The sequence below is a fragment of the Streptomyces sp. NPDC085524 genome (assembly GCF_044541755.1).
Taxonomy (GTDB): Bacteria; Actinomycetota; Actinomycetes; order Streptomycetales; family Streptomycetaceae; genus Streptomyces.
Window position 1 is genome coordinate 24,129 of the sequence record NZ_JBITTH010000016.1, and the last position, 24,589, is coordinate 48,717.

Sequence of the window (24,589 nt, forward strand, 5' to 3'; positions counted from 1 at the left end):
ACGTGCTCCCACCCGTTCGGGCGTAGGCTTCGCTCAGCATGGACGCGGTGGGGGCGGAGCACATGGCGGCAGAGGCAGAACAGAGGTGGGGGGCGACCCTCGATTCGGTCGTGGTGTACGCGCAGGGCGCGCTCTGCCGCCGCCTGGCCCGGGGCACCGTGCCCTCCGACGGCCGGGTGCGGGTGACGGGACTGCCCCGCTCGCTGGACCCGGGCTCGCTGCGGGCCCGTGTCCTCGGCACCCCGGGGGTCCGCGTCACCGAGGCCCGGCTGGAAGTGGAGGCGGAGCCGCTCGGTACGGGCACGCCCGACGCGCTGCGGCGTGACGTCGAGCGGCTGCGCGACGCATTCGCGGCGGCGCAGGGGCGCCGGGACCGGCAGCTGAGCCGGATCGAAGAGGTCAGGTCCCTCCACCCGGTCCCGCCCGCCCGCGAGCCCGAGGACCCGCACCGGCGCACCCCGGTGGACGCGTGGCTGGAGCTCGCCGAGTTCGTCGACGAGCGGCTGGACGGACTCCACACCCGCCTCGTCGAGCTGGAGGAGGCGCTGCGCGGCCTCGGGCACGAGCTCGCCGTCGCCACCGACCGGCTCTCCCGCGCCTCCACCGACGTTCCGTCCGCGCACGTGGAGACCACCGTGTGCGCGGTCCTGACCTTCGACGGCACCTGTGACGACGAGGTGGAGGTCGAGGTCGAGTACGGGGTGCCGGGCGCGGTCTGGGTGCCGGGCTACCGGCTCACCCACCGTCAGGGCGAGGGCGCCGGCCGCCTGGTGCTGCGCGCGTCGGTCGCCCAGCGGACCGGCGAGGACTGGACCGGCGTCCGCATCGCCCTGGCCACCGCGGACCTGCGGCGCCGCACGGATCTGCCGAAACTCCGCTCGGTCCGGATCGGACGCCGTCAGCCCGCCCCCGCGCCGTCCGGCTGGCGCGAGCCGCCTGCGGGCCTCGCCGGCCTGTTCACCGGCTACCAGGCCGCCGGCCCCCGCCCCGGCACGGCGACGGCTCCCGTTCCGCCGCCGCCTCCCCCGCCGCCGCCTACTCCGCTACCGGCAGCGGCACCCGTGCCGCAGGCCTACGGCGGCCCGCCGGCCCCTGCCCCGGTGCCCGGGGCCGTGGGCGGGGCGATGCCCGACTTCGCCGCCCAGCCCGTCCCCCGGCCGGCCGCCTCCAGGCAGCGTGCCGGAGGCAGGCCGCATGGTGGTGCCGGGTCGTTCGCCGGTGCCCCCGCCCGGACGGCTGCGCCTGCTCCCGCGGCGCCCGCTGCTCCGGCGGCGCCCGGCATGGCCGCGCCGCCGCCCACTCCCGCTCCCGCCCCGGACCCGGTCTCCGGTCCGCCGCGGCCGAGCGGTGCCGAGCTCGACTACGCGGCCCTCGTCCTGTGCGGTCCGGAGGAGCCGGGCGCCCGCCGGGGCCGGCTGTTCCCCGGCCCGGCCGCCGACCCGGGGGCGGACGAGTGCCGCCGCCGTGCCGAAGCCGTGGCCTCGCTGCCGCTGCCCGGGCAGGCGGTACGGCCCCGCGAGTCGGCCGGTTCCTTCGACCACCGCTTCGACGCCGCCGCCCGCGCCGACATCCCGTCGGACGGCACCTGGCACACCGTCACCGTGGGCGAGATCCCGGTCGGCCTGCGCACCGAGTACCTCTGCGTGCCGTCCGTCGAGGAGACGGTGTACGCGACGCTGGTGCTCTCCAACGCCACGGAACAGGCGCTGCTGGCCGGTCCGGTGGAGGTCGTCGTCGACGGGGACTTCCTGCTGACCGCCGCCCTGCCCACGCTCGCGCCCGGCGGTGTCCGCCGGGTGGGGCTCGGGCCGGCCGAGGGCATCCGGGTCACCCGCCGTACGAACCTCAACGAGTCGACCTCGGGCCTGCGGGGCAACACCACCGTGCTCGACCACCGCGTCCACGTGGAGCTGGCCAACCGGCTCGCGGGGCCCGTCACCGTCGAAGTCCGCGAGCGGGTGCCGGTCACCTCCGAACCGGACGTCCGGATCGAGGAACGGGCCGACTGGACGAAGCCCGGGGAAGGCGAGGGGCCCGAGCACCACGCCCGGGGCACCCGCATCTGGCGCCTCGACCTCCCCGCAGGCGCCACTGCCGCCCTCGACGGCGGCTACGAGATCCGCATCCCGACCGGCAAGGCCCTGGTCGGCGGCAACCGCAGGAGCTGACCACCGCCATGTCCACGGTCCCGGAGCCGATCCCCCTTCCCGTCACCGCCGTCACGTGCCTCGAGGACCGAGCCCATGTGGAGCGCACCGCCGTCCTCGATCTGGAGGCGGGCGTCCAGCGCCTGCGTCTGGGGCCGGTCAGCGCGCTGGCCGTCGACCGGACCCTCCACGCGGAGCTGACCGCCGAGCATGCGGCGACCGTGCTCGACGTACGGATCGTGCGCAGCTGGACGCCCCGCGGGCCGGTGCCGTCCGCCGAGGACGACTCGGCCCTGCGCCACCGCGTCCACGCCCTCGAGGAGGAGCAGCGGGATCTGGAGCGGCAGCGCGAGCGGCTGCTGGCCCGCCTCGGGCTGCTCGCCCGCCTCGCCGCCGACCTGCTGCGCGAGATCGGCGAAGGCGCGGGCTCCGGGGAGACCGAGCGCGCCCGCTGGGACCGCGAACTGGACCGGGTCGACGAGGAGCGCGACACGTACGGGGAGCGGCTGCGCGCCGTGGAGGCCCGGCTGGCAGCTCTCGCCGCCGAGCTCGGGGAGACCCGGCGGGCGCTGCTGCTCTCCGAGGAGGAGCCCGCCGAGCTGGTCGGCCATGTGGAGCTGACCGTGGAGACCGCGGCCGCCGGGCCGGTCGGGCTGCGCCTGGGCCACCTCACCCCGTGTGCGCTGTGGCGGCCCTCCTACCGGGCCGTGCTCGACGGGGACGCCCTGACGCTGGAGACCGACGCGGTGGTCTGGCAGCGCACCGGCGAGGACTGGTCGGACGTACGGCTGACGCTGTCGACCGCCCGCTCGGCGCTGGCCGGCGATCCGCCGCGGCTGGGCGAGGACGTGCTGACGCTCAAGGACCGCTCCGCGGCGGAGCGACGCACGGTCGACGTCGAGCTGCGCGAGGAGGAGATCGGTGCCCTCGGCCCGGCCCCGGTGCTCGGTCTGCCGGGGGTGGACGACGGCGGCGAGGCGCGCGTGCTGAACTCCCCCGTGCCGGTCTCCGTACCCGGGGACGGCCGGGCCCACCGGGTGCCGGTCTCCGTCTTCACCGCGGCCGCGAGCAGCGAGTACGCCTGTTCGCCCGAGCTGTCGCCGCTGGTCACGCAGGTGGTGCGGTGCGACAACCGGTCCGGCCACGCGCTGCTCGCGGGGCCCGTGGACCTGGTGCGCGGGAGCGGTTTCAGCGGCCGGGGAACGCTGGACTTCACCGCGCCCGGCGCGGCCGTGGAGCTCGCCTTCGGCAGCTGCGACGACCACGGCGTGGTCCGGGAGACCGAGGAGGCCCGGGACACCGCCGGAATCATGCAGCGGACCGTGGTCACCCGCACGGTCCGGCTGCACCTGTCGCGGTTCTCGGCCCCCGGTGAGCGCGGGGACCGGGTGGTCGTCCTCCGGGAGCGGATTCCGGTCTCCGAGGTGTCGGCGGTGGAGGTGCGTCTGCGGAAGGACGCGTGTTCCCCGGCTCCCGGAGCGGTCGACGCCGAAGGCATCGCCCGCTGGGACGTCCCGCTCCCCCCGGGCGGGCGCCGCACGGTCACGCTCGTGTACGAGGTGTCGGCGAGTTCGAAGGTCGCCGGTCTCTGATCCCGGCCGGAGCAATGAGCCCGGCGGCATTTCCACGAAAAGACCATCCTATTTTCCACGCTTACCCCGGACGGACTGCGGCTGAATGCCGTAGCCGACGCCCTGCGTGTTCTCGTGGCTGTGCGGTCTGCGGTGCGCGACCATACGGACGCCGAACCAGCAGATGGAAACAGCGCGACAGGAAGAAGGACGGACGTGTCCGGCAGCGAAAGCGAGAACCCCGCAATCTCCTCCCCGACCCCCACCCCGACTCCCCCGAGGACGAACCGGGACTGGTGGCCGAACCAGCTGGACCTCCAGGTCCTCCACCGGCAGTCGCCCCAGTCCAATCCGATGGGCGAGGAATTCGACTACGCCAAGGAATTCGCGACCCTGGACGTCGACGCCCTGAAGCGGGACGTCATCGCGGTGATGACGGACTCGCAGGATTGGTGGCCCGCCGATTACGGCCACTACGGGCCGCTCTTCATCCGCATGAGCTGGCACGCGGCGGGAACGTACCGGATCGCCGACGGCCGGGGCGGCGGCGGTTCCGGCGCGCAGCGTTTCGCACCCCTGAACAGCTGGCCGGACAATGCGAGCCTCGACAAGGCACGCCGTCTGCTCTGGCCCGTGAAGCAGAAGTACGGGCAGAAGATCTCGTGGGCCGATCTTCTGGTGTTCGCCGGAAACTGCGCCATGGAATCCATGGGGTTCAAGACCTTCGGGTTCGGTTTCGGGCGGGAGGACATCTGGGAGGCCGAGGAGATCTTCTGGGGGCCCGAGGACACCTGGCTCGGAGACGAGCGCTACACCGGCGACAGGGAACTCACCGGTCCGTTCGGCGCCGTGCAGATGGGGCTGATCTACGTCAATCCGGAAGGCCCCAACGGGAACCCGGATCCGATCGCCGCGGCCCGGGACATCCGCGAGACGTTCGGGCGCATGGCGATGAACGACGAGGAGACGGTCGCGCTCATCGTCGGGGGCCACACGTTCGGCAAGTGCCACGGCGCCGTCGGTCCCGAGTACGTCGGCCCGGAACCCGAGGCCTGCCCCATCGAGCAGCAGGCCCTCGGCTGGAAGAACAGCCACGGCAGCGGCGTGGGCGTCGACACGATCACCAGCGGCCTCGAGGGCGCCTGGACCACCGAGCCGACGAAGTGGGACAACGGCTACCTGGACAACCTGTTCAAGTACGACTGGGAGCTGACGACGAGTCCCGCCGGTGCGCACCAGTGGACCCCCACCGACGCCTCCGCCCAGGGCACGGTGCCCGATGCGCACGATCCGTCGAAGCGGCACGCTCCGATGATGCTGACGACGGACCTCTCGCTGAAGCTGGATCCGGTCTACGGGCCGATCTCGAAGGGCTTCCACGAGAACCCGGACCGGCTCGCGGATGCGTTCGCCAGGGCCTGGTACAAGCTGCTGCACCGCGACATGGGCCCCCTCTCGCGCTACCTCGGCCCCTGGGTCCCCGAGCCGCAGCTGTGGCAGGACCCGGTCCCCGCGGTCGATCACGCTCTGGTCGGGGACCAGGACGTCGCCGACCTCAAGGCCCGCGTGCTGGCCTCGGGGCTGTCCGTCTCCCAGCTGGCCGCCACCGCGTGGGCGTCGGCGGCGAGCTTCCGCGGCACCGACAACCGGGGCGGCGCCAACGGGGCCCGGATCCGGCTCGCGCCGCAGAAGGACTGGGAGGTCAACGCCCGGCCCGAGGTGGCCGAGACGGTGCGGACCCTCGACGGGATCCGGCAGGACTTCAACGCGCAGAACGGCGCGAAGATCTCGCTCGCCGACCTGATCGTCCTGGGCGGCTGCGCGGCGGTCGAGCAGGCGGCGAAGAACGCCGGGCACGACCTCACGGTCCCGTTCGCCCCCGGACGCACGGACGCCTCGCAGGAGCAGACCGACGTGGAGTCGTTCGCCGTACTGGAGCCCAGGGCGGACGGGTTCCGCAACTACCTCCGGGCCGGGGAGAAGCTCTCGCCGGAGACGCTCCTGCTGGACCGCGCCAGCCTGCTGACGCTGACGGCACCGGAGATGACGGTCCTGATCGGCGGCATGCGGGCCCTGAACGCCGGCTTCGGGCAGTCCTCGCACGGCGTGTTCACCGACCGGCCCGAGACACTGACCAACGACTTCTTCGTCAACCTGCTGGACATGGCTACGGAGTGGAAGGCGTCGGCCGCGGACGAGAACGTCTTCGAGGGCCGGGACCGCGCGACCGGCAAGGCCAAGTGGACCGCCACGGCGGTCGACCTCGTCCTCGGTTCGCACTCCGAGCTCCGGGCGCTGTCGGAGGTGTACGCGTCCGCGGACGCCGGAGCGAAGTTCGTGCGCGATTTCGTGGCGGCGTGGGTCAAGGTGATGAACCTGGACCGTTTCGACCTCGTCTGAGCCCCGGTGTCCCGGTCGGCCGGCTCCGCGCCGGACGGCCGGGACGTCCCGGCGGCGCCGTCAGCCCTCCTGCCCGGCGGCGTCGGCGAGTTCCGCCAGGGCTGCGGCCAGTGCGACGAGGCCGGGGCCTGCCGGTCCGCCCGGTTCGGACATGTAGACGTCGCGGCGGATCTCGACCATCAGCGCGCTGACCCGGTCGTCCTTGCCGTAGTGCTCCAGCGGCACGTACGTACCGGCGAAGGGGCTGTCGAGCCCGGTGCCGCCGAAGCCCGCGAACGCCTTCTCGGCCGCGGCGAGGAGCCGGGCCGGAGTGTGGAAGGGGTCCGTGCCCAGGCAGATCGGCGGGCGGCTGCCGTCGCCGTGCAGCTCGTACGGGAGGGGCTCCGTGGGATAGGAGTGCACGTCGATGATCACGGCCCGCCCGGCAGCCTCCAGCCGGTCCTCCACGGCCCGCGTCATCGCCTCCGCGTACGGACGGAACCAGCGCTCGACCAGCGGCCGGCCGTCGAAGCCGTCCGGGCGCAGGCGCTCCCGGTGGGTGGTGCGCGTGTAGACCGCTCCCATGCCCACCGCCAGCATCTCCTCGCGCTCGTCGGGGAACCGCTCGGGGTCGATGACGAGCCGGGACAGCCCGTTGACGAACTGCCACGGCGTGACCGCGCATCCGGCCGCGGCGGCTGCGGCGATGTCGGCGGTGTGGGAGTCCGTGATGTGGTCCAGCTCCCGTTCGAGCGCCCCGTCGTCCAGCACGATGCCGGCGCGGACGGACTCCGGAACGGTGCGTGAGGAGTGCGGCACGTGCAGGATGACCGGCGACGTTCCGGCGCCGGGGAGGAGGCGGAAGGGCTCGGGCGAGTGGTTCATGGGCGTTTCCTCGGTGGGGCGGGACCGTGCCCGCCGACGGGCGCCCGGCAGGGCCTGACGTGCCACATCCTCCCCCGCGGGCGTGCGGAGTACGGCCGAACGGGCGAACGACCCCGCAGAAGGGCCGGATGACGCCGGGTCGTCGCCGCCCGGCCGGCGTCACGTGCGGGCGATGCGGGCCGAGGCGTCCCGTCAGGGCTGCCGGATCGTTTCAGCGCCCTCCTCCCGGAGCGCCGGGGCCGCTGCCGGGCCGGGCCGCGTGGCCTGGGCCAGCAGGCGGAGGGCCGTGTGGCCCGGTGAGCCGGCCGGGGCGGTCGCCACCACCAGGAGCTGGTCCTCGGAGATCGTCAGCGCCTGCTGCGTGACCGTGAACTCCCCGACCAGCGGGTGCCGCAGCCTGTGTTCGGCGATGGTGCAGGGCCGTACCCGGTGGTCGGCCCACATCGTCGCGAACTCGGGGCTCCGCATGCTGAGTTCCCCGACGAGGGCGGCGAGGGCCGAGTCGTCGGGGTGGCGGCCGGCCGCGTAGCGCAGGGAGGCCACGACGGCCCGGGCCTTCTCCTCCCAGGTGGCGTACAGGTCCCGGGTGTGGGCGTCGAGGAACATGAGCGCGGCGTTGTTGGGGCGGTCCGCGGGCCGCTCCGGTGCGCCGGGGTCCAGATGGCCGCCGAACAGGGCGTGGCCCAGCGGGTTCCAGGCCAGGACGTCGGTCCGCCGCCCCGTGACCACGGCCGGCACGTCGGGCATGGAGTCCAGCAGGGCACGCGTCGCCGGTGCGATCCGCTCCGCCGGCGGGCGGCGGGCCGGACGCCGCCGGACCGCGGCGCCCGCCAGGTCGTGCAGGTGGCGGCGCTCGATCTCCTCCAGCCTCAGGGCGCGGGCGATCGCGTCGAGCACCTCCGGTGACGCGTTGTGCGCGTGCCCCTGCTCCAGGCGGGCGTAGTACGAGGCGCTGACCCCGGCGAGCAGGGCCAGTTCCTCACGGCGCAGCCCCCGGACGCGGCGCCGTTCCCCGTACGTGTCGAGGCCGATGTCCTGGGGCCGCAGCCGGGAGCGGCGGGCCTGCAGGAACGCGCCGAGAGAGCTCTGTCCGTCCATGCGCCCAGTATCCGCGGGAACCCGGCCGCCAGCCGCTCCCTGCCGGGGATAGGCAGCGAAGGGTGTGGCTGCCCGCGGCGGCGGCGCCGAGTGTGGGGGCCATGGACACCATCGAATTGGGCGAGGTCGGCGTCAGCCGGGTCCGCGAGTACTACGGACCCCTCGGCCTCGCCCCCCACGGCTTCATCCCCGACAGCAGCACGGACGTCTGGAAGGAGGAATCGGCCTGGCTGCAGCCGGAGTTCGTCGACGGCGAGCCGCCCGTCGCCAACGCGGCCCTGCAGACCTGGGTGCTGCGCAGCGAGGGCCGCACCATCCTGGTCGACACGGGCGGCGGCAACCACAAGGCGCGCCCCGGCATGCCCTGGGACCGGCAGGAGACCGGCTTCCTGGACGACCTCGCCCGGGCCGGGGTACGGCCCGAGGACGTCGACCTCGTCGTCAACACCCATCTGCACGCGGACCACGTGGGCTGGAACACCCGGCTGGACGGCGACGACTGGGTTCCCGCCTTCCCGAACGCCACCTACCTGATCCACCGCAACGACTTCGACTTCTGGAACCCGGCGAACGGTCACGCCTCCGTGCTCGGCGACGGCAACGTCCAGGCCTTCGAGGACAGCGTCGCCCCCGTCCACGAGGCGGGCCGCACCCTGCTGTGGGAGGGCGACAGCCACCGGATCGACGCGAACCTGCGGCTGGAGCTGGCCGCGGGCCACACGCCCGGATCCTCCGTGCTCGCCCTCGCCTCGGGCGGCGACCGGGCCCTGTTCGTCGGGGACCTGCTGCACAGCCCGGTGCAGATCCTGGAGCCGGACGCGAACAGCTGCTTCTGCGAGGACGCGGGGCAGGCGCGGGCCACCCGCCGCAGGCTGCTCGGCCGGGCCGCCGACCAGGGAGCGCTGCTGGTCCCCGCGCACTTCGGCGGCCACGGCGCCGCCGAGGTCGTCCGGGACGGCGGCGGCTTCGCCATCAAGGGCTGGGCGCCGTTCGCCTCGTACACGCCGGGCGGCGAGGGCTGACGGCAGGGCCGCCGGGCCCGTGCCCGGGCGGGCGCCCGTACACCGCGGCGCCTCCCGGGCCGGGCCCTGCCCTGGCTCCGGCCGCAGCGCTACGGCGCGAGGTCCCGCCGGTTCAGCAGTGCGTACGCGCACACCAGGCCCAGTACGCCGACTCCGACGAGGACGCCCAGCTGCGGCCACAGCACCTGGCCCCGGGCCAGCGCATCGCCCGGCGTGTAGTAGTGGAACGGGCTGACGAACCGCAGCGGGGCCGCCTTCGACCAGGCCAGGGCGATGAAGTTCAGGGCGAAGCCGACGGCCCCGATCGCGATCGTCACGCCGACCACCTGGGCGCGCCGCCGGCCCCCGGCCGATACCGCCAGCGCCGGGCCGGCCACGCACAGCGCGAAGCCGCACCCCATCACCCCGGCGGCGAGGACCCCGCTCAGGGGCACATCCCGGTGGATGCCGGGCGACAGCCGGACCCCCACCGCGACCGCGGCCGTGGCCGCCGCGTTCAGCGCGAGGACGGCCAGGCCCAGCGCCGCCGCACGTTCGGTCAGCAGCCGGTTGCGGCTGACCGGGCGCACCATGACGAGTTCGATCGTCCCGGACTCCACGTCCGCTGCGACCGCGGCGGCGGCCAGCGAACCGATCGCGGTCAGCTGCATGGCGATCCAGAACGGGTGGATCAGACCCGCCCCGAGCAGCCCGGGGTAGCTCGCGATCGACACGTCGCCACCGGACCCGCTGAACGCCCTGTACACCGACGGCGGTTGCCTGCCGCCCGCCGCGAACAGCTGCCCCGGCGCGATCGCGTTGGCCACGACCACGATGAGCGTCTCGAAGACGGCCATCCCCACCACCAGGGCGATCAGCATCCGGCGGCGCCGGTGCAGCGCCAGCCAGAACAACGGCCACCGGGTCCTCACGGCCCCTCCTGCGCGGCGCCGTTGCGGTAGAGGTCGAGGAAGGCCTCGTCCAGCCCGGCTTCTTCGACGGTCACGTCGGCGACGCCCATGGCGAGCAGGCTCCGCAGGGCGCTCACCACTTCGGCCGGGGGCACGAGCAGTTCCACCCGGTCCCCTTCCCACCGCGGCGCCCACCGGTCCGCGCGCCCCAGGGGGCGCGCCCCCTTCCCGTCGCCGAAGTGCAGGCGGATCCGGCGCGCCCGCGCCTCCCGGAGGGCCGCGACGCTCTCCACCGTCACCAGCCGCCCCTCACGGACGATGGCCACCCGCCCGCAGGCCCGCTGCACCTCGGGCAGCACGTGGCTCGACAGCAGCACCGTCCGCCCGGCGCCCGCCGTCTCCGCCATCAGCTCGAAGAACGTCTCCTGGACCAGCGGGTCCAGCCCTTCCGTCGGCTCGTCGAGGACGACGAGCCGGGGATCGTGCTGCAGCGCCTGTACGAGCCCCAGCTTCTGCTTCATGCCGCGCGAGTACCCGCCCACCGTGCGGCGCAGGACCGGGGCGGTCAGCCCCAGCCGTTCGCACAGCTCGCCGCGGCGCGGGGCGGGCACCCCCTGCAGGGAGCGGAGCAGGTCCAGGGTCTGTGCGCCCGTGAGCTCCGGGTAGAGCCGCAGCTCGCCCGGGAGGTAGCCGAGCGCCCCGGCGAGCCGGCGGTGTTCGCGGACGGGGTCCAGGCCGAGCACCCTGACCTGCCCGGCCGTGGGCCGCAGCAGACCGGTCAGGCAGCGCAGGGTGGTCGTCTTGCCCGCTCCGTTGGGGCCGAGGAACCCGAACACCTCCCCCTCGTCCACGGTCAGGCTCAGGGCCTCGATCCCGACGACCGGCCCGTACGCCTTGGTCAGGCCGCCGAGCTCGATGGCACGCGAATCCATCCGCATACCCCCAGTCTCCGCCCGCGCCCCCGGGCACGCCCCCGCGCGTGCCAGACTCCCCCGGGGCCGGCGAAGTCCTCCCGGCACGATCAGCCACGATCCGGCACGACCCGGTGCGCGCAGGGGACGAGGAGAGTCATGACGGACCACGACCTGTCCGGCTACGAGAAGAGCACGTTCACCCACGGGGGCACCGAACGCCGGATCCTGCGGCGCGGCACCGGCCCCGCCGTGATCGTGATGGCCGAGATACCGGGCATCACGCCGAAGGTGCTGGAGTTCGCGGACCGGGTCGCCGCGATCGGCTGCACGGCGGTGCTCCCGGTGCTGTTCGGCGAGCCCGGCCGCGACCCCCACCCCGATGCGCACGGCCGGCTCGGCGCCGCCCGGTACGGCGCCTCGTCGATCCTCAAGGTGTGCGTCAGCCGGGAGTTCACCCTGCTGGCCACGGGCCGCAGCTCCCGGGTGGTGGCCTGGCTGCGGGCCCTGGCCGCCCACGAGCACGAGCGGTGCGGCGGCCCGGGCGTCGGCGCCGTGGGCATGTGCCTGACCGGCGGGTTCGCCCTGGCCATGGCCACCGACCCCCGGCTGGTCGCCCCGGTGCTGTCGCAGCCCTCGCTGCCGGTGGCCGTCTCGGCGGGCCGGTCGGGGGTGATCGACATCAGCCCGGCGGAGCTGGCCGTCGTACGGGGGCGGTGCGAGCGGGAGGGGCTGCAGGTCCTGGGGCTGCGGTTCAAGGGCGACAAGTTCGTCCCCGGGGACCGGTTCGCGTTCCTGCGGCGCGAGCTGGGGGATGCCTTCGTCGCCGTGGAGCTGGACGACGGCAGCGCCAACCCCGAGGCCGTGCTGCCGCCGCACTCCGTCCTGACCGAGCATCTGATCGACGCCCCCGGGGAACCCACCCGGGCGGCGCTGGACCAGGTGCTCGGCCTGTTCCGCACCCGCCTGCTCGGCGATTAGCCAAGCCCCCGGCGGCGGGTCACTCCCAGTCGTCCCACGGCGGGTCCGTCTCGTCGAAGTCGAACGGCGGAGGCTCCTCCTCCTCGTGCGGGGCCGCAGGACGAGAGGCGGCCGCCGCCGGGACGGACTCGGCCGCCGGCGGGGCGGCCGGGGCCGGGACCGCGGCGTGGGCCTCGGCCAGGGTGTCGAGCACGCCTTCGGCGTACTTCGCGAGCTTGGCCTCGCCGACGCCGCCGATCGTGCCCAGCTCCTCCGCCGTACCGGGGACCCGCGTCGCGATCTCCCGCAGCGTCGCGTCGTGGAAGACGACGTAGGCCGGTACGCCCTGTTCCTTCGCCGTCGCGGCCCGCCAGGCGCGCAGCGCCTCGAAGACCGGTACCGCCGCCGACGGCAGGTCGACCGGTACGCGAGAGCCTTTCTCCTTGCGCGACCCGGACTCCTTGCGGGCGGGAGCCGCCGCCGTCTCCTTGCGCATCGTGACCTTGCGGCGCCCGCCCAGTACCTCGCCGCTGTCGTCCGTGAGGACGAGCGTGCCGTAGTCGCCTTCCACCGCCAGCAGCCGCAGCGCCAGCAGCTGGCGCACGACCCCGCGCCATTCCGCGGTGCCCAGGTCGGCCCCGACTCCGAACACGGACAGCGCGTCGTGGTCGAACTGGATGACCTTGGCCGTCTTCTTGCCCTGCAGGATGTCGATGATCTGGCCCGCGCCGAACTTCTGGCGCCGTTCCTTCGCCAGCCGCCACACGGTGGAGAGCAGCTTCTGCGCGGCGACCGTCCCGTCCCAGGACTCGGCCGGCGTCAGGCAGGTGTCGCAGTTGCCGCAGGGCCCGCCCAGCTGCCCGAAGTACTCCAGCAGCCGCTCCCGGCGGCAGTCGACCGTCTCGCACAGCGCGAGCATCGCGTCCAGGTGCATGGCCAGCGACCGGCGGTGCGCCTCGTTGCCCTCGGAGCCGTCGATCATCTTGCGCTGCTGGACCACGTCCTGGAGGCCGTACGCCAGCCATGCCGTGGCCGGTTCGCCGTCGCGGCCGGCGCGGCCGGTCTCCTGGTAGTAGCCCTCGACGGATTTCGGCAGGTCGAGGTGGGCCACGAAGCGCACGTCCGGCTTGTCGATGCCCATGCCGAAGGCGATCGTGGCCACCACCACGACCCCGTCCTCCCTCAGGAAGCGCGACTGGTTCGCCGAGCGGGCGCGGGCGTCCATTCCCGCGTGGTACGGCACGGCGTCGATGCCCTGCTCGACCAGGAAGGCCGCCGTCTTCTCCACAGAGGCCCGCGAGAGGCAGTAGACGACCCCGGCGTCCCCCTCGTGCTCGGTCCGGATCAGCTCCAGCAGCTGTTTGAGCGGATTGTTCTTCGCGACGATGCGGTACTGGATGTTCGGCCGGTCGAAGCTGGCGACGAAGTGCTTGGCGTCCTCCAGTCCGAGCCGCTTCGCGATCTCGGCGTGCGTGGCCTCGGTGGCCGTCGCCGTCAGTGCGATCCTCGGCACCTTCGGCCAGCGCTCGTGCAGCATGGACAGCGCGAGGTAGTCCGGCCGGAAGTCGTGGCCCCACTGGGCCACGCAGTGCGCCTCGTCGATCGCGAAGAGCGACACCTTGCCGCGGTCCAGCAGCCGCTGCGTGCCTTCCATCCGCAGCCGCTCGGGCGCCAGGTAGAGCAGGTCCAGCTCGTCGGCGAGGAAGGCCTGCTCGACGGCCTGCCGCTCGTACGGGTCCTGCGTCGAGTTGAGGAATCCGGCCCGCACGCCGAGGGCGGTGAGCGCGTCCACCTGGTCCTGCATCAGCGCGATCAGCGGCGACACCACGATGCCCGTGCCCTCTCTGACGAGCGCCGGGATCTGGTAGCACAGCGACTTGCCGCCGCCGGTCGGCATGAGCACGAGGGCGTCGCCGCCGCCGGTCACCTGCTCGATGATCTGCTGCTGCTCACCGCGGAAGGAGTCGTAACCGAAGACGCGGTGGAGCACACGCAGAGCATCGGAGATCTCGGGGGACGCGTCCGGAAGGGCCATTCGAGAAGCCTAGCGGCACCCGCCGACACACCCGTCCCTTCCGTCCGGGCCTGTGGACGGAGCCGTCCACAGGCCCGGACACCGCCCGTCGGCTCCTGTCAAGTGACGAATTGCCGGGGCTACGGCTCCGCCCCTTCCCCCGGGCACGGTGGAAACCGGCTCTCCCGCGCACCGCGGGAGGAGCGCAGCCAGCGAGATCGGGATGGGATCGGAGGCATCATGTACCCCCGTGCAGGGGTCTTCGTGACCCGCCGCCCCCGGCTCGTCCTCCTCGCCGCGCTCGTCTTCCTGGTGCTGTCCGCCGTGTTCGGCGCCTCGTCGGCCGGCCGGCTGAAGACGCAGGGCTACGACGATCCGCGCTCCGAGTCCAGCCGGGCCGCCCGGGTGGCCGCCGAGCACCTGGGGGCCTCCCCCAACCTGGTCGTCGTCGCGCAGACGCGCGGCGGCTACGTGGACGACCCGGCGGAGCGGCGCGCGGGCGAGGCGCTGGTGAAGCGCCTGGCCGCCCGGCCGCACGTGAGCGCGGTGAGCTCGTACTGGACGACCGGCGATGCGGCCGAGCTGCGCAGCCGGGACGGCCACTCGGCCATGATCGTCGCGCACGTGGACGGCGACGGGGAACGGCTGGCGGAGCGGGTCGAGGGCCTGCGCGACGAACTGGCCACCCCGGCTGCGCCCGCGACGGGCCTGGCCGTGCACGTGGGCGGGCCCGCGCTGGTCGACGCCGAGCTCCAGGACGTCGCGGAGTCCGATCTGAAGCGGGCCGAGTCCGTCGTCCTGCCGGGCACCCTCGTCCTGCTCGTCCTGGTGTTCGGCAGCGTGGTGGCCGCGGCGCTGCCCCTGCTGATCGGGGTCCTGGCCATCGCGGGGACGCTGCTGGTCCTGAGCGTCCTCGCCGCCGTCACCGACGTGTCCGTGTTCGCGCTGAACCTCACCACCGCGCTCGGCCTGGGGCTGGGCATCGACTACGGGCTGCTGATCGTCTCGCGGTTCCGTGAGGAGCTCGCAGCCGGATACCGGCCCCGCAACGCCGCCGTGCGCACCGTGCGCACCGCGGGCCACACGATCCTCTTCAGCGCGGCGACGGTCTCCGCCGCGCTCGCGACGCTGCTGGTGTTCCCTCCGTACTTCCTGCGTTCCTTCGCCTACGCGGGCATCGCCGTGGTGGCGATCGCGGCCGTCAGCGCCGTGACCGTCCTGCCGGCCCTGCTCACCCTGCTCGGGAAGCGGGTGAACGCCTGGCCCGTGCCGTGGCGCCGCCGGGTGCACGCGGGCTCGCGCTCGCGCTTCTGGGAGGGGCTGGCGCGGATCGTCGTACGCCGCCCGATGGCCGCGGCGCTGCCGGTGATCGGTCTGCTCGTGCTGCTGGCCGCCCCGTTCGCACACGCCGGATTCGCCACCCCGGACGACCGGGCGCTGCCGACGAGCGCGGACGTCCGCCGGACCGGGGACCTGGTGCGCGAGGCGTTCGACATGAAGGGCCCCGACGCGCTGACCGTCGTCATGACGGGCGGGTCGTCCCCGCAGGCCCGTGCGGAGTACGCCCGCCGGCTGGCCGCCCTCCCGCAGGTCGCGCAGGTCAAGGGACCCTTCGGCGAGGGCCCGGCCCGCCTCTCGGTGGTGCCGCTGGCCGACCCGCGGTCGCAGGCCGCCCAGCAGCTCGTGCACGCGGTCCGCAGGGCTCCGGCCCCGGCGGGCACCGAGGTGCTGGTCGGCGGACCGAGCGCCGTGCTCGTCGACGCCAAGGCCACCGTGGGAGACCGGCTGCCGCCGGCGCTCTGCGTGATCACCCTCACCACGTTCGCGCTGCTGCTCGGATTCACCCGCAGCGTGCTCCTGCCCCTGAAGGCCATCGCGTTGAACGCCCTCAGCCTCACGGCCGTCCTCGGGGCCATGGTGTGGATCTTCCAGACGGGCCATCTGCAGGGGCTGCTCGGCTTCACGCCCGGACCCCTCAGCACGACCATGCCGGTGCTGCTGTTCTGCATCGTCTTCGGACTGTCGGTGGACTACGAGGTGTTCGTCCTCGCGCGCATCAAGGAGGCGCACGACGCAGGGCAGGACGACGCCCACGCGATCGTCTCGGGCATCGCCCGCACGGGCGGCATCGTCACGACCGCCGGCGCGCTGCTCGCCTTCACCCTGCTGGGCTTCGGCGCCTCCCGGGTCTCCCTCCTCCAGTTCTTCGGGATCGGCGCGGCCCTGGGCGTCCTGCTCGACGCGACGCTCGTACGGGGCGTCCTCGTACCGGCGCTCATGCGCCTGGCGGGCGGCCTGAACTGGTGGGCGCCGCGGCCGCTGCGCAGGGGGCCGCCGCGGCCGGCGCCCCGGCCTCCCCCGGGAGCCTCCGGGAGGTGCCCCCCGGCCCGCAAGCGGGCCCCGGTCCGCACCCCCCTCTGCACCCGGACCCCCGCGCGCCGGTGACCGGCCGGCCGCCCCCTCCGACTCCCCCCTCGTCACGCATCCCGCAGGCATCCCACACAGCGAAGGAAGAACCGTCATGAGCGACATCGCCATCACCGGACTCGGCTGCCGCTTCCCCGGAGCCGCCGACGTCAACGGCTACTGGAAGCTCCTGATGAGCGGGGAGCGGCAGTTCTCCGCCGTCCCGTCGGACCGCTGGAACCACGAGACCTTCCACCAGCCGGGCGACCGGTCGGCCCCCAACGCGGCGTACACCGACCAGGTGGCCTTCCTGACCGGCGTGGACCGCTTCGACGCCGTACACTACGGGGTGCCTCCCGCTCGCGCCCGGGCCATGGACCCGCAGCACCGGCTGATGCTCGACGTCACCCGCGAGGCCCTCGACGACGCGGGGCTGGGCCGCGGGGACTTCGACCGGGAGAACACCGGGGTCTTCTTCGCGGTGTCGGTGTCCGACTACAAGGACCTGATGACGGCCCCGATCCGGGCCATCACCCTGGCCGAGGAAGCCCTCTGCGCGGACGACCCCGACGGCATCGACGCCGTGAAGGAGCAGGCGGGCCTGCTCGGCTCCATCCAGAGCTTCACCCTGCCGGGGAGCCTCCTCAACATGGCGGCCGGCACCGTCAGCCGCCACTTCGACCTGGGCGGCCCCAGCTTCGCGGTCGACGCCGCCTGCTCCGGCTCGCTCGTCGCCCTCGACCAGGCCGTCGCCCAGCTGCGGCAGGGCGCCTGCCGGATCGCCGTGGTCGGCGGGGTGTACCTCAACCTCACCCCCGACAGCCTGGTCGGCTTCTCCAGGCTCCGCGCACTGTCCGCGACCGGGGTGTGCCGCCCGTTCGACGAGGGTGCCGACGGGTTCGTCCTCGGCGAGGGGGCCGGGGTCGTCGTCCTACGGCCGCTGGCCGACGCGCTCGCCGACGGCGACCGCGTGTACGCGGTGGTCAAGGGCATCGGCTCGGCCAACGACGGCGCCTCCCCCGGACCGCTGGTCCCCACCGCCGAGGGCCAGCTGCGCGCCATGCACCGCGCCTACGACGACGCCGGTGCCGCCCCCTCCTCCGTGGGCTTCCTGGAGGCCCACGGCACCGGCACCGCCGCGGGCGACCGCGCCGAGACGGAGGCGCTGCGCCGGCTGCGCACGGAGTGGCCCGACGACGACCCCTCGCTGTGCTACCTCGGGGCGGGCAAGGCCCTCATCGGGCACTCCCTGTCCGCGGCGGGCGTCGCGGGGCTGATCAAGGCGGCCCTGGTCGTCCACCGCCGCACGATCGTGCCGCAGCCGGACACCACCCCCCACCCGGACCTGGCCATCTCCGCCGCGGGCCTGCGCATCGCCGGCACCGCGCGGCCCTGGCCGGACCAGGGCGCCCCGCGGCGGGCCGCGGTCAGCTCGTTCGGCTTCGGCGGCACGAACGTCCACGTGGTGCTGGAGGAGGCGCCGCCCGCCCCGGCCGTGGCCGGTCCCCCGGTACGGGACGAGAGCCCCGCGCCCCTGCTCGTACTGCTCTCGGCCGGCAGCCCCCGGCTGCTGGACCGGCACATCGGCGAGGTGCTCGACGACCTGGACGCCCTCGACCCGGCGGACCGCCCGCCGCTCGCGGCACTGGCCCACACCCTGGGCTCGCGCCTGCCGATGAAGTCCCGGCTCGCGATCGTGGCCACCGGCACGGAGGAGTTCACCGAGCGGCTCCGCGAAGCCCGCGAGCAGCTCCTCGACGGCGCCAGGGGCGACCTCGGGGACGGCGCCTTCGCGGCCGACGCCCCGCTGCCGGCCGACCGGCGCAAGATCGCGTTCCTGTTCCCCGGCCAGGGCAGCCAGGCGCCGGGCATGATGGCGGACCTCCACGAGCGGTTCACCGGCTTCCGGGCGACCGTCGGCGTCCTCAGCGCGGTGGCGCGCCGGGACACCGGCCTCGACCTCGCCGATCTGCTGTACGGCGAGGGCGCGGCGGGCGCCGACGCCGACACCGGGGAGCTCCGGCAGCGGATCACCGCCACCGAGGTGTGCCAGCCGCTGCTCGGCACCGTCCAGATCGCCACCACCCGTCTGCTCGCCGACTGCGGGGTCGCTCCCGACGTCACCCTCGGCCACAGCGTCGGCGAGTTCGCCGCGGCCGCGGCCGCCGGAGCGCTCACCGACGAGGACACGGTCCGGCTGCTGGTCCACCGCGGGGCCGCCCTGCGCCTGGCCGAGACGGGCCTGCGGGGCGGGATGCTCGCCGTGCAGAGCGACAAGGAGACCTGCCGCCGGCTGATCGACGGCATCGACGACGTGTGGCTCGCCTGCTTCAACCAGCCCCGGCAGGTCGTGGTCAGCGGCACGCCCGAAGGGCTCGCCGCCGTGCGGAAGGCCTGCGCGGGTGCCGGGATCGTCACGGCGATGCTCGCCGTGACCAACGCCTTCCACTCGCCGCGGCTGGCGTCCGCCGAAGAGAGCATGCGCGCGGACCTCGCCCGCCGCCCCGTCAGCAGCCCCGTGCTGCCGTTCGTCTCGTCGGTGAACGCCGCGGTCTGCACGGACACCGGGCAGCTGCGCGAGCTGTGGGCCCGGCACGCGTCCACGCCGGTGCACTTCTGCGACGCGGTCGCCGCGGCGTACGAGGCGGGGGCCCGGGTCTTCGTCCAGGTGACGGGCGGCAGCTCGCTGCTCACCTCGGTCCACCGCAACCTCGCCGGCCACGGGGACCTCCACCTCGTCCCCGCCGCGGCGGCGGAGCCGGACGGCGGCCGCGCCTTCGTCCTGGCCCTGGCCCGGCTCGCGGTCCTGGGCGCCCCGGTCGACCCCCGCGCCCTGGTCCCCCAGGAGGACCGCCGGCTGCTGGACCTGCCGGTGGCGAAGCTGGACACGCAGTCGTACTGGGTGACGGACCGGCGCCCCGCCGAATCGACCGCCCCGGAGGCCCCGGCCCGGCCGGAGCCGACGGCTCCGCCGCAGGCCCAACCGCAGCCGAAGCCCGAGCCGATGACTCCGTCCCAGGCCAAAGCCCACGCCCACACTCCGGCTCCGGCCCGGGCACAGGCCCAGGCGCAGGCACACGCCCAGGTGCGGGTGCAGGCCCAGGCTCCGGCCCAGGCCCAGGCGCAGGCCCAGGCACCGGCCCAGGCCCCGGCTCCAGCTCCGGCACCGGCCCCGGGCCGGACTCAGGCTCCGGCGCAGACCCAGGCCCCGGCCCGGCTCCAGGCGAGGGCCGAGGCCCAGGCGCAGCCCCAGGCGCAGACCCAGGCCCCGGCCCGGCTCCAGGCGAGGGCCGAGGCCCAGGCGCAGCCCCAGGCGCAGGCCCAGGCAATGGCCCCGGCCCCGGCTCCAGCTCCGGCACCGGCACAGGCGCGGCCGCAGGCCGGATCGGCACCGGCCGCGCCGGCCGCGGAGGTCTCCGTACCGGCCGCCGAGCAGCCTTCGCTGATCGGGGACATTGACGAGGTCACCGGGACCGTGCTCGGCCACGTGGCCCGGATCAGCGCGTACCCGGTGGGCCACCTGCGGCCCGACCAGCTGCTGATCGACGACCTCGGCTTCGACTCGCTGATGCTGACCGACCTGTTCACCTCCCTCAAGCGGCAGTGGCCCCGGTGGAGGTTCGACGAGCGGGTGGCCGACCGGCCGACCGCCGGCCGGATCGCCGCGCTGCTCGCGACCGGCTCCCCCGGCACGGCCGATGCCGCACCGGCCCCCGCATTGGCCCCCGCACCGGCCCCCGCACCGGTCCCCGGTCAGCGTGCCGAGCACGAGGAGGAGGCTCCTCCCGCGCAGCCCGAGGAGCACACCCGGATCGAGTGCTTCCCGGAGGTCACCGAGCACAGCCGGCGCGTCGCCGCCCTCGGCGGGCTCGGGCTCGCCAATCCGTACTTCCTCGTGCACGAGGGCGGCCTGACGGACACCACCGTCGTCGACGGCCGGGAACTCCTCTCCTACTCCGGCTACAACTACCTGGGCCTGGCCACGCACCCCCGGGTGAACGCGGCGGCCAAGGAGGCGATCGGGCGGTACGGCACCTCGGTGTCCGCGAGCCGGCTGCTGTCCGGCAGCCGTCCGCTCCACCTGGAGCTCGACTCGGAACTCGCCGACCTGCTCGGGTGCGAGGACGCCCTCTCGCTCGCCAACGGGCACGCCACCAACGTCACCGTGATCGGGCACCTGGTCGGACCGGGCGACCTGGTCGTCCACGACTCCCTCGCCCACGACAGCATCCTGCAGGGCTGCAAGCTCTCCGGTGCGACCCGGCGGCCGTTCCCGCACAACGACGCGGCCGCCCTCGACGCCATCCTCACGCAGGTCCGCGACCAGTACCGACGGGTCCTCGTCGTCGTGGAGGGCGTGTACAGCATGGACGGGGACATCGCCGACCTGCCCGCGATCGTGAGGGTCAAGCAGCGGCACGGTGCGCTGCTGATGATCGACGAGGCGCACAGCATCGGGACGACCGGTGCCACGGGGCGCGGCATCGGCGAGCACTTCGGCATCGACCGCCGGGCCGTGGAGCTGTGGTCGGGCACCCTGTCGAAGGCCCTCGCCGGGTGCGGCGGCTACGTCGCCGGGAGCCGGGCGGTCGTCGAGTACCTGCGCTACACCGCTCCGGGCTTCGTCTACAGCGCCGGCATGACCCCGGCCGACACCGCCGCCTCGCTGACGGCCCTGCGGGTGCTGCGCGCCGAACCGGAGCGGGTGGCCCGGCTCGCGGAGAACGCCGCGCTGTTCGCGGGCCTCGCGCGCGACGAGGGAATCGACATCGGGGAGAGCCGCGGCACGGCGATCGTCCCGTGCATCGTCGGTGACTCGCCGAAGACCCTGCGGCTCGCGGAGGCCCTGTTCGGGCAGGGCGTCAGCGTGAACCCGATCCTGTACCCGGCCGTCCCCGAGTCGATGGCCCGGCTGCGCTTCTTCGTCACCAGCGAGCACACGCCCGGCCAGATCCGTCGTACGGTCGCCGCGCTGGCGCAGGAGCTGCGGCACCTGGATCCGGCCCCGGCCGCGGCCGCCGCATGAGCCCCGCAGCCGTGGCCGCCGCCTTCCCGCCGATCGCGCCGGGCAGCGTCCACCGATGGGGCGGCGCCGCCCTCGTCCTGGCCCGGCGCACCGGCCCCGGCGGGGAGCCGCTCCCCTGCCCCGTCCTCTCGCCGGCCGAACGGCGGCTGGCCGGCGCACTCCCGGCCCGGCGGCGGGCCGAGTGGCTGGCGGGCCGGCTGCTCGCCAAGCGCCTGGTGGGCGAGGCCGTCGCCGCACCGGAGCGCGAGGTGGAGATCCTCCCGCGGGAGGACGGCAGCCCGTACGCGGCCGTCGGCGGCAGCCCGGTCGTCGGCCTCCACGTCTCCATCAGCCACACCGCGGGCCACGTGGCCGCCGCCCTCGCCCCGGAACCGGTCGGAGTGGATCTCTGCGAGACCGGCTCGGCCGCGGCGGTACGCCGTGTCGCGGACCACGTCTTCTCGCCCGGGGAGCTCTCCCTCGTCGGTACGGACCGGGCCGAGGCCATGGCCGGCGCGTGGGCGCTGAAGGAGGCCGCGGTGAAGGCCGACCGGAGCGGCGTCTTCGGCTCCGCTCCGCGCGGCGTCGCGATCCTCGGCCTGGCGCCGCCCGTGCTCGGGGGCAGGCGCCGCGCGAGGGTGTGGCGGGCGGGCGGCGTACTGCTCGCCCTCGTCCTCGTACGGCCGTGAGCGCACTGCGTTGGTGCTCCCTGCCCGGCTGGATCATGCTTGTCAGTGGAGCCCCTCGCCGTGCGGGGTGCCGTCGGACATCGGCCAGGGAACTAGCGAGGGCGAGATGAGCGGCGATGGAGCAACTTCCCACCTCCCCCGGTGAGCGGCCGCAGGTGGCGCTGGACGCGTGGGCCTTCGACCAGTCGCCCTGCTTCCTCGCGATCTTCGATGCCGATCTGAGGCTGCTGCGCGCGAACCGCGGAATGGAACGCACGCTGTCCCTCACGGAGGCCGAGATGCGCGGGCGGAGGCTGCCGGAGATCGCGCCGGATCCCGTGAGCGACGAGACCGAGCGGAAGATGCGACTGGTGCTGGAGACCGGTGAGCCGCAGCACCTCGATGCCTTCGTCCGCCCGCCGGGGACGAGCCCGGAGCCCGGCTGGGCGACCTCGCTGTCCCCGGTGCGGGATCCGGGCGGCCGGGTGCGCGCGGTGGGGCTGTCCGCGCACGACAAGACCGCGATGGAGGGCGAGCACCGGCAGCACCTGCTGATGCCCGACGTGGCCGGCGCCCCCATCGGCACCACCCTGGACAGCACCCGTACCGCTCAGGAGCTGGTCGACGTGGCCGTCCCCCGGCTCGCCGACCTCGCCGTCGTCGATCTGCTGGAGCCGCCCCCGCGCGGTGACGAGGCCTCCCGCGGGCGCCCGGCGGGGCCGGTCACCGTGTCGCGCACCGCTGTCCGGTCGGTCCTGGCGGGGAGCCCGGAGGCGCGCATCGCGGTCGGGGCGGCGACCGTGTACCCGCCGCTGTCACCGCCCGCCGAGTGTCTGGCCACGGGCCGCGGCGCCGTGTACGCGGGCACCGACCCGGCGGTGGCCCGGTGGCTGGCCCAGGACACGTCGGCCGCCTGGATCGGCGAGTACGGGGCCCGTGCGCTGATGCTGGTGCCGCTGCGCACCGACGGCGTGACGATCGGCCTGGCCGTCTTCAGCCGTCACGAGCGGCAGGAGCCCTTCCAGCAGGCGGACCTGCTGCTGGCCGAGGAGCTCACGGCGAAGGCCGCCGTCAGCATCCACAAGGCGCGCCGGTACACCCGCGAGCACACCAGCACCATGACCCTGCAGCGCAGCCTGCTGCCCCACACGCTGCCCGACCAGGCGGCGCTGGAGATCGCCTCCCGCTACCTGCCTGCAGGCGCCGAGGCGGGTGTGGGCGGCGACTGGTTCGACGTGATCCCGCTGTCCGGCGCCCGGGTGGCGCTGGTCGTGGGCGACGTCGTCGGCCACGGCATCCGCGCCTCCGCCACGATGGGCCGGGTGCGCACGGCGGTGCGCACCCTGGCCGACGTCGACCTGCCGCCCGACGAGCTGCTCACGCACCTCGACGACCTGATCATCCACCTGTCCGCAGACGAGGCCGATCAGGAGGGCAACGGGGAGGCCGCGGGGGGCATCGGCACCACCTGCCTGTACGTGGTCTACGACCCTGTCACCCGGGGCTGCACCGTCGCGCGGGCCGGTCACCCGCCGCCGGCCGTGGTCGCCCCGGACGGCTCCGCGTACCTGCTGGACGTGCCGGCCGGGCCGCCGCTGGGCCTGGGCGGCCTGCCCTTCGAGACCGTCGAGGTCGAGCTTCCCGAGGGCAGCATCCTCGCCCTGTACACCGACGGCCTGCTCCAGGCCCGCGACCACGACATCGACGAGGCCCTGAACACCATGCTGGCGGCGCTCGTCCGCCCGGCCTCCACCCTGGACACGGTCTGCGACCGGGTGCTGACGGCCCTGCTGACCCACCGCCCCGATGACGACGTCGCCCTGCTCGTCGCCCGGACCCGGGCCCTGCACGCCGACCAGGTGGTCGTCTGGGACCTGTCCTCCGACCCGTCCGTCGTGTCCGAGGCCCGGCGCAAGACCACCGAGCAGCTGACGGCCTGGGGGCTGGAGGAGGCCTCCTTCGTCACCGAGCTCGTCGTCAGCGAACTGGTCACCAATGCCATCCGCTACGGCGCGCCGCCGGTCCAGCTCCGGCTGATCCACGACAAGTCCACCCTGATCTGCGAGGTCTCCGACACGAGCAGTACCGCCCCGCACATGCGGCGGGCGCGGATCTTCGACGAGGGAGGGCGGGGTCTGCTGCTGGTGGCCCAGCTCGCCCAGCGCTGGGGCACGCGGCACACGCCGGTCGGCAAGACCATCTGGGCGGAGCAGTCCCTCGTCGACTTCGGGTCCCTGTGACACCGCTGTGACAGTCGGCGGACACCGCCATGAACTCCGACGAACAAGCTCTTTAACAGGGACATACAGCGACATTCGGGATATGTCCCCTGCTGACAAGGGTGTGAGCAGTGATGACCGAACCGATTCGTCGGAGGAAATCCCATGAGCCTCACACTCGTCGCGCCGCACGTCGAAGCCACCGCCACCGCGCTGGCCCCGCGTGAGCAGGAGGCCCTGCGCCACATCGCCTCCGGGTGCACCTACCTGCAGACGGCCCGCCTGATGGGCCTCTCCAAGCACACGGTCGACGCCTACCTGCGCCGCATCCGGGCCAAGCTGGGCATCAACACCACGGCGGAGATGACCCGCCTGGCCATCGCCCTGGGGCTCTGAGCCCCGGACAGCATCGGC

At 74.3% G+C, this 24,589-nt stretch carries 15 protein-coding genes; 10 read left to right on the forward strand and 5 right to left on the reverse strand.

The annotated features are described in order from the left end of the window. The first annotated feature begins 62 nt into the window (after positions 1-62). From ACIGFK_RS24115 to katG, 3 genes are all read left to right on the forward strand, one after another. Positions 63-2,168 carry a DUF4139 domain-containing protein gene (locus ACIGFK_RS24115; protein ID WP_400053640.1) on the forward strand — a complete coding sequence of 702 codons (2,106 nt, stop codon included), beginning with the start codon at positions 63-65 and terminating at the stop codon, positions 2,166-2,168. 8 nt (positions 2,169-2,176) lie between these two features. After that, complete coding sequence (locus ACIGFK_RS24120) at positions 2,177-3,739, forward strand: DUF4139 domain-containing protein (RefSeq protein WP_386470377.1); 1,563 nt, start codon at positions 2,177-2,179, stop codon at positions 3,737-3,739. Between the two features lie 195 nt (positions 3,740-3,934). Then, positions 3,935-6,118 carry a catalase/peroxidase HPI gene (gene katG, locus ACIGFK_RS24125; RefSeq protein ID WP_376658288.1) on the forward strand — a complete coding sequence of 728 codons (2,184 nt, stop codon included), beginning with the start codon at positions 3,935-3,937 and terminating at the stop codon, positions 6,116-6,118. A 60-nt stretch (positions 6,119-6,178) separates the two neighbouring features. Here the strand turns inward: katG and ACIGFK_RS24130 are convergent, their stop codons facing one another. Continuing rightward, positions 6,179-6,982, reverse strand: a complete 804-nt coding sequence (locus tag ACIGFK_RS24130) for an N-formylglutamate amidohydrolase (RefSeq protein ID WP_400053537.1) — start codon at positions 6,980-6,982, stop codon at positions 6,179-6,181. Between the two features lie 192 nt (positions 6,983-7,174). Then, positions 7,175-8,080 (reverse strand): helix-turn-helix domain-containing protein, encoded by a 906-nt coding sequence (locus ACIGFK_RS24135; RefSeq protein WP_376658290.1) that lies wholly within the window; start codon positions 8,078-8,080, stop codon positions 7,175-7,177. Positions 8,081-8,181: 101 nt separating this feature from the next. Here ACIGFK_RS24135 and ACIGFK_RS24140 point away from each other — a divergent pair, with 101 nt between their 5' ends. Continuing rightward, positions 8,182-9,102: an MBL fold metallo-hydrolase gene (locus tag ACIGFK_RS24140; RefSeq protein WP_400053538.1), complete on the forward strand. Its 921-nt coding sequence runs from the start codon at positions 8,182-8,184 to the stop codon at positions 9,100-9,102. An 89-nt stretch (positions 9,103-9,191) separates the two neighbouring features. On the opposite strand, the gene ACIGFK_RS24145 is transcribed toward ACIGFK_RS24140, so the two are convergent. Continuing rightward, positions 9,192-10,013, reverse strand: a complete 822-nt coding sequence (locus ACIGFK_RS24145) for an ABC transporter permease subunit (RefSeq protein WP_376658292.1) — start codon at positions 10,011-10,013, stop codon at positions 9,192-9,194. Then, entirely contained in the window at positions 10,010-10,930 is a 921-nt protein-coding gene (locus ACIGFK_RS24150) for an ABC transporter ATP-binding protein (protein ID WP_376658293.1), read from the reverse strand. Before ACIGFK_RS24150 ends, ACIGFK_RS24145 begins: the two co-directional genes overlap by 4 nt. 132 nt (positions 10,931-11,062) lie before the next feature. Between ACIGFK_RS24150 and ACIGFK_RS24155 the strand changes: the two genes are divergently transcribed. After that, positions 11,063-11,884 (forward strand): dienelactone hydrolase family protein, encoded by an 822-nt coding sequence (locus tag ACIGFK_RS24155; RefSeq protein ID WP_376658294.1) that lies wholly within the window; start codon positions 11,063-11,065, stop codon positions 11,882-11,884. A 19-nt stretch (positions 11,885-11,903) separates the two neighbouring features. Here the strand turns inward: ACIGFK_RS24155 and recQ are convergent, their stop codons facing one another. Beyond that, the gene (gene recQ / locus ACIGFK_RS24160) at positions 11,904-13,898 is read right to left on the reverse strand and encodes a DNA helicase RecQ (protein ID WP_400053540.1); all 1,995 of its coding nucleotides are present in this window, start codon (positions 13,896-13,898) and stop codon (positions 11,904-11,906) included. A 219-nt stretch (positions 13,899-14,117) separates the two neighbouring features. On the opposite strand from recQ, the gene ACIGFK_RS24165 reads away from it, so the two are divergent. From ACIGFK_RS24165 to ACIGFK_RS24185, 5 genes are all read left to right on the forward strand, one after another. Then, the gene (locus tag ACIGFK_RS24165) at positions 14,118-16,322 is read left to right on the forward strand and encodes an MMPL family transporter (protein WP_400053542.1); all 2,205 of its coding nucleotides are present in this window, start codon (positions 14,118-14,120) and stop codon (positions 16,320-16,322) included. Between the two features lie 76 nt (positions 16,323-16,398). Continuing rightward, a complete protein-coding gene (locus tag ACIGFK_RS24170) occupies positions 16,399-21,309 on the forward strand; it encodes an aminotransferase class I/II-fold pyridoxal phosphate-dependent enzyme (RefSeq protein ID WP_400053544.1) in 4,911 nt (1,636 codons plus the stop codon). Beyond that, entirely contained in the window at positions 21,306-21,977 is a 672-nt protein-coding gene (locus ACIGFK_RS24175; RefSeq protein ID WP_376659647.1) for a 4'-phosphopantetheinyl transferase family protein, read from the forward strand. Before ACIGFK_RS24170 ends, ACIGFK_RS24175 begins: the two co-directional genes overlap by 4 nt. Before the next feature lie 116 nt (positions 21,978-22,093). Next, on the forward strand, positions 22,094-24,196 hold the full coding sequence (locus ACIGFK_RS24180) for a SpoIIE family protein phosphatase (RefSeq protein WP_376659648.1): 2,103 nt from the start codon (positions 22,094-22,096) through the stop codon (positions 24,194-24,196). A gap of 144 nt (positions 24,197-24,340) precedes the next feature. After that, entirely contained in the window at positions 24,341-24,571 is a 231-nt protein-coding gene (locus ACIGFK_RS24185; RefSeq protein ID WP_386470352.1) for a response regulator transcription factor, read from the forward strand. Positions 24,572-24,589: the final 18 nt, after the last annotated feature.

Coding starts and splice junctions, on each gene's coding strand:
- ACIGFK_RS24115 (WP_400053640.1), top strand. CDS start 63: ATGGCGGCAGAGGCAGAACAGAGGTGGGGGGCGACCCTCGATTCGGTC.
- ACIGFK_RS24120 (WP_386470377.1), top strand. CDS start 2,177: ATGTCCACGGTCCCGGAGCCGATCCCCCTTCCCGTCACCGCCGTCACG.
- ACIGFK_RS24130 (WP_400053537.1), bottom strand. CDS start 6,982: ATGAACCACTCGCCCGAGCCCTTCCGCCTCCTCCCCGGCGCCGGAACG.
- ACIGFK_RS24135 (WP_376658290.1), bottom strand. CDS start 8,080: ATGGACGGACAGAGCTCTCTCGGCGCGTTCCTGCAGGCCCGCCGCTCC.
- ACIGFK_RS24140 (WP_400053538.1), top strand. CDS start 8,182: ATGGACACCATCGAATTGGGCGAGGTCGGCGTCAGCCGGGTCCGCGAG.
- ACIGFK_RS24150 (WP_376658293.1), bottom strand. CDS start 10,930: ATGCGGATGGATTCGCGTGCCATCGAGCTCGGCGGCCTGACCAAGGCG.
- ACIGFK_RS24155 (WP_376658294.1), top strand. CDS start 11,063: ATGACGGACCACGACCTGTCCGGCTACGAGAAGAGCACGTTCACCCAC.
- recQ (WP_400053540.1), bottom strand. CDS start 13,898: ATGGCCCTTCCGGACGCGTCCCCCGAGATCTCCGATGCTCTGCGTGTG.
- ACIGFK_RS24165 (WP_400053542.1), top strand. CDS start 14,118: ATGTACCCCCGTGCAGGGGTCTTCGTGACCCGCCGCCCCCGGCTCGTC.
- ACIGFK_RS24170 (WP_400053544.1), top strand. CDS start 16,399: ATGAGCGACATCGCCATCACCGGACTCGGCTGCCGCTTCCCCGGAGCC.
- ACIGFK_RS24175 (WP_376659647.1), top strand. CDS start 21,306: ATGAGCCCCGCAGCCGTGGCCGCCGCCTTCCCGCCGATCGCGCCGGGC.
- ACIGFK_RS24180 (WP_376659648.1), top strand. CDS start 22,094: ATGGAGCAACTTCCCACCTCCCCCGGTGAGCGGCCGCAGGTGGCGCTG.
- ACIGFK_RS24185 (WP_386470352.1), top strand. CDS start 24,341: ATGAGCCTCACACTCGTCGCGCCGCACGTCGAAGCCACCGCCACCGCG.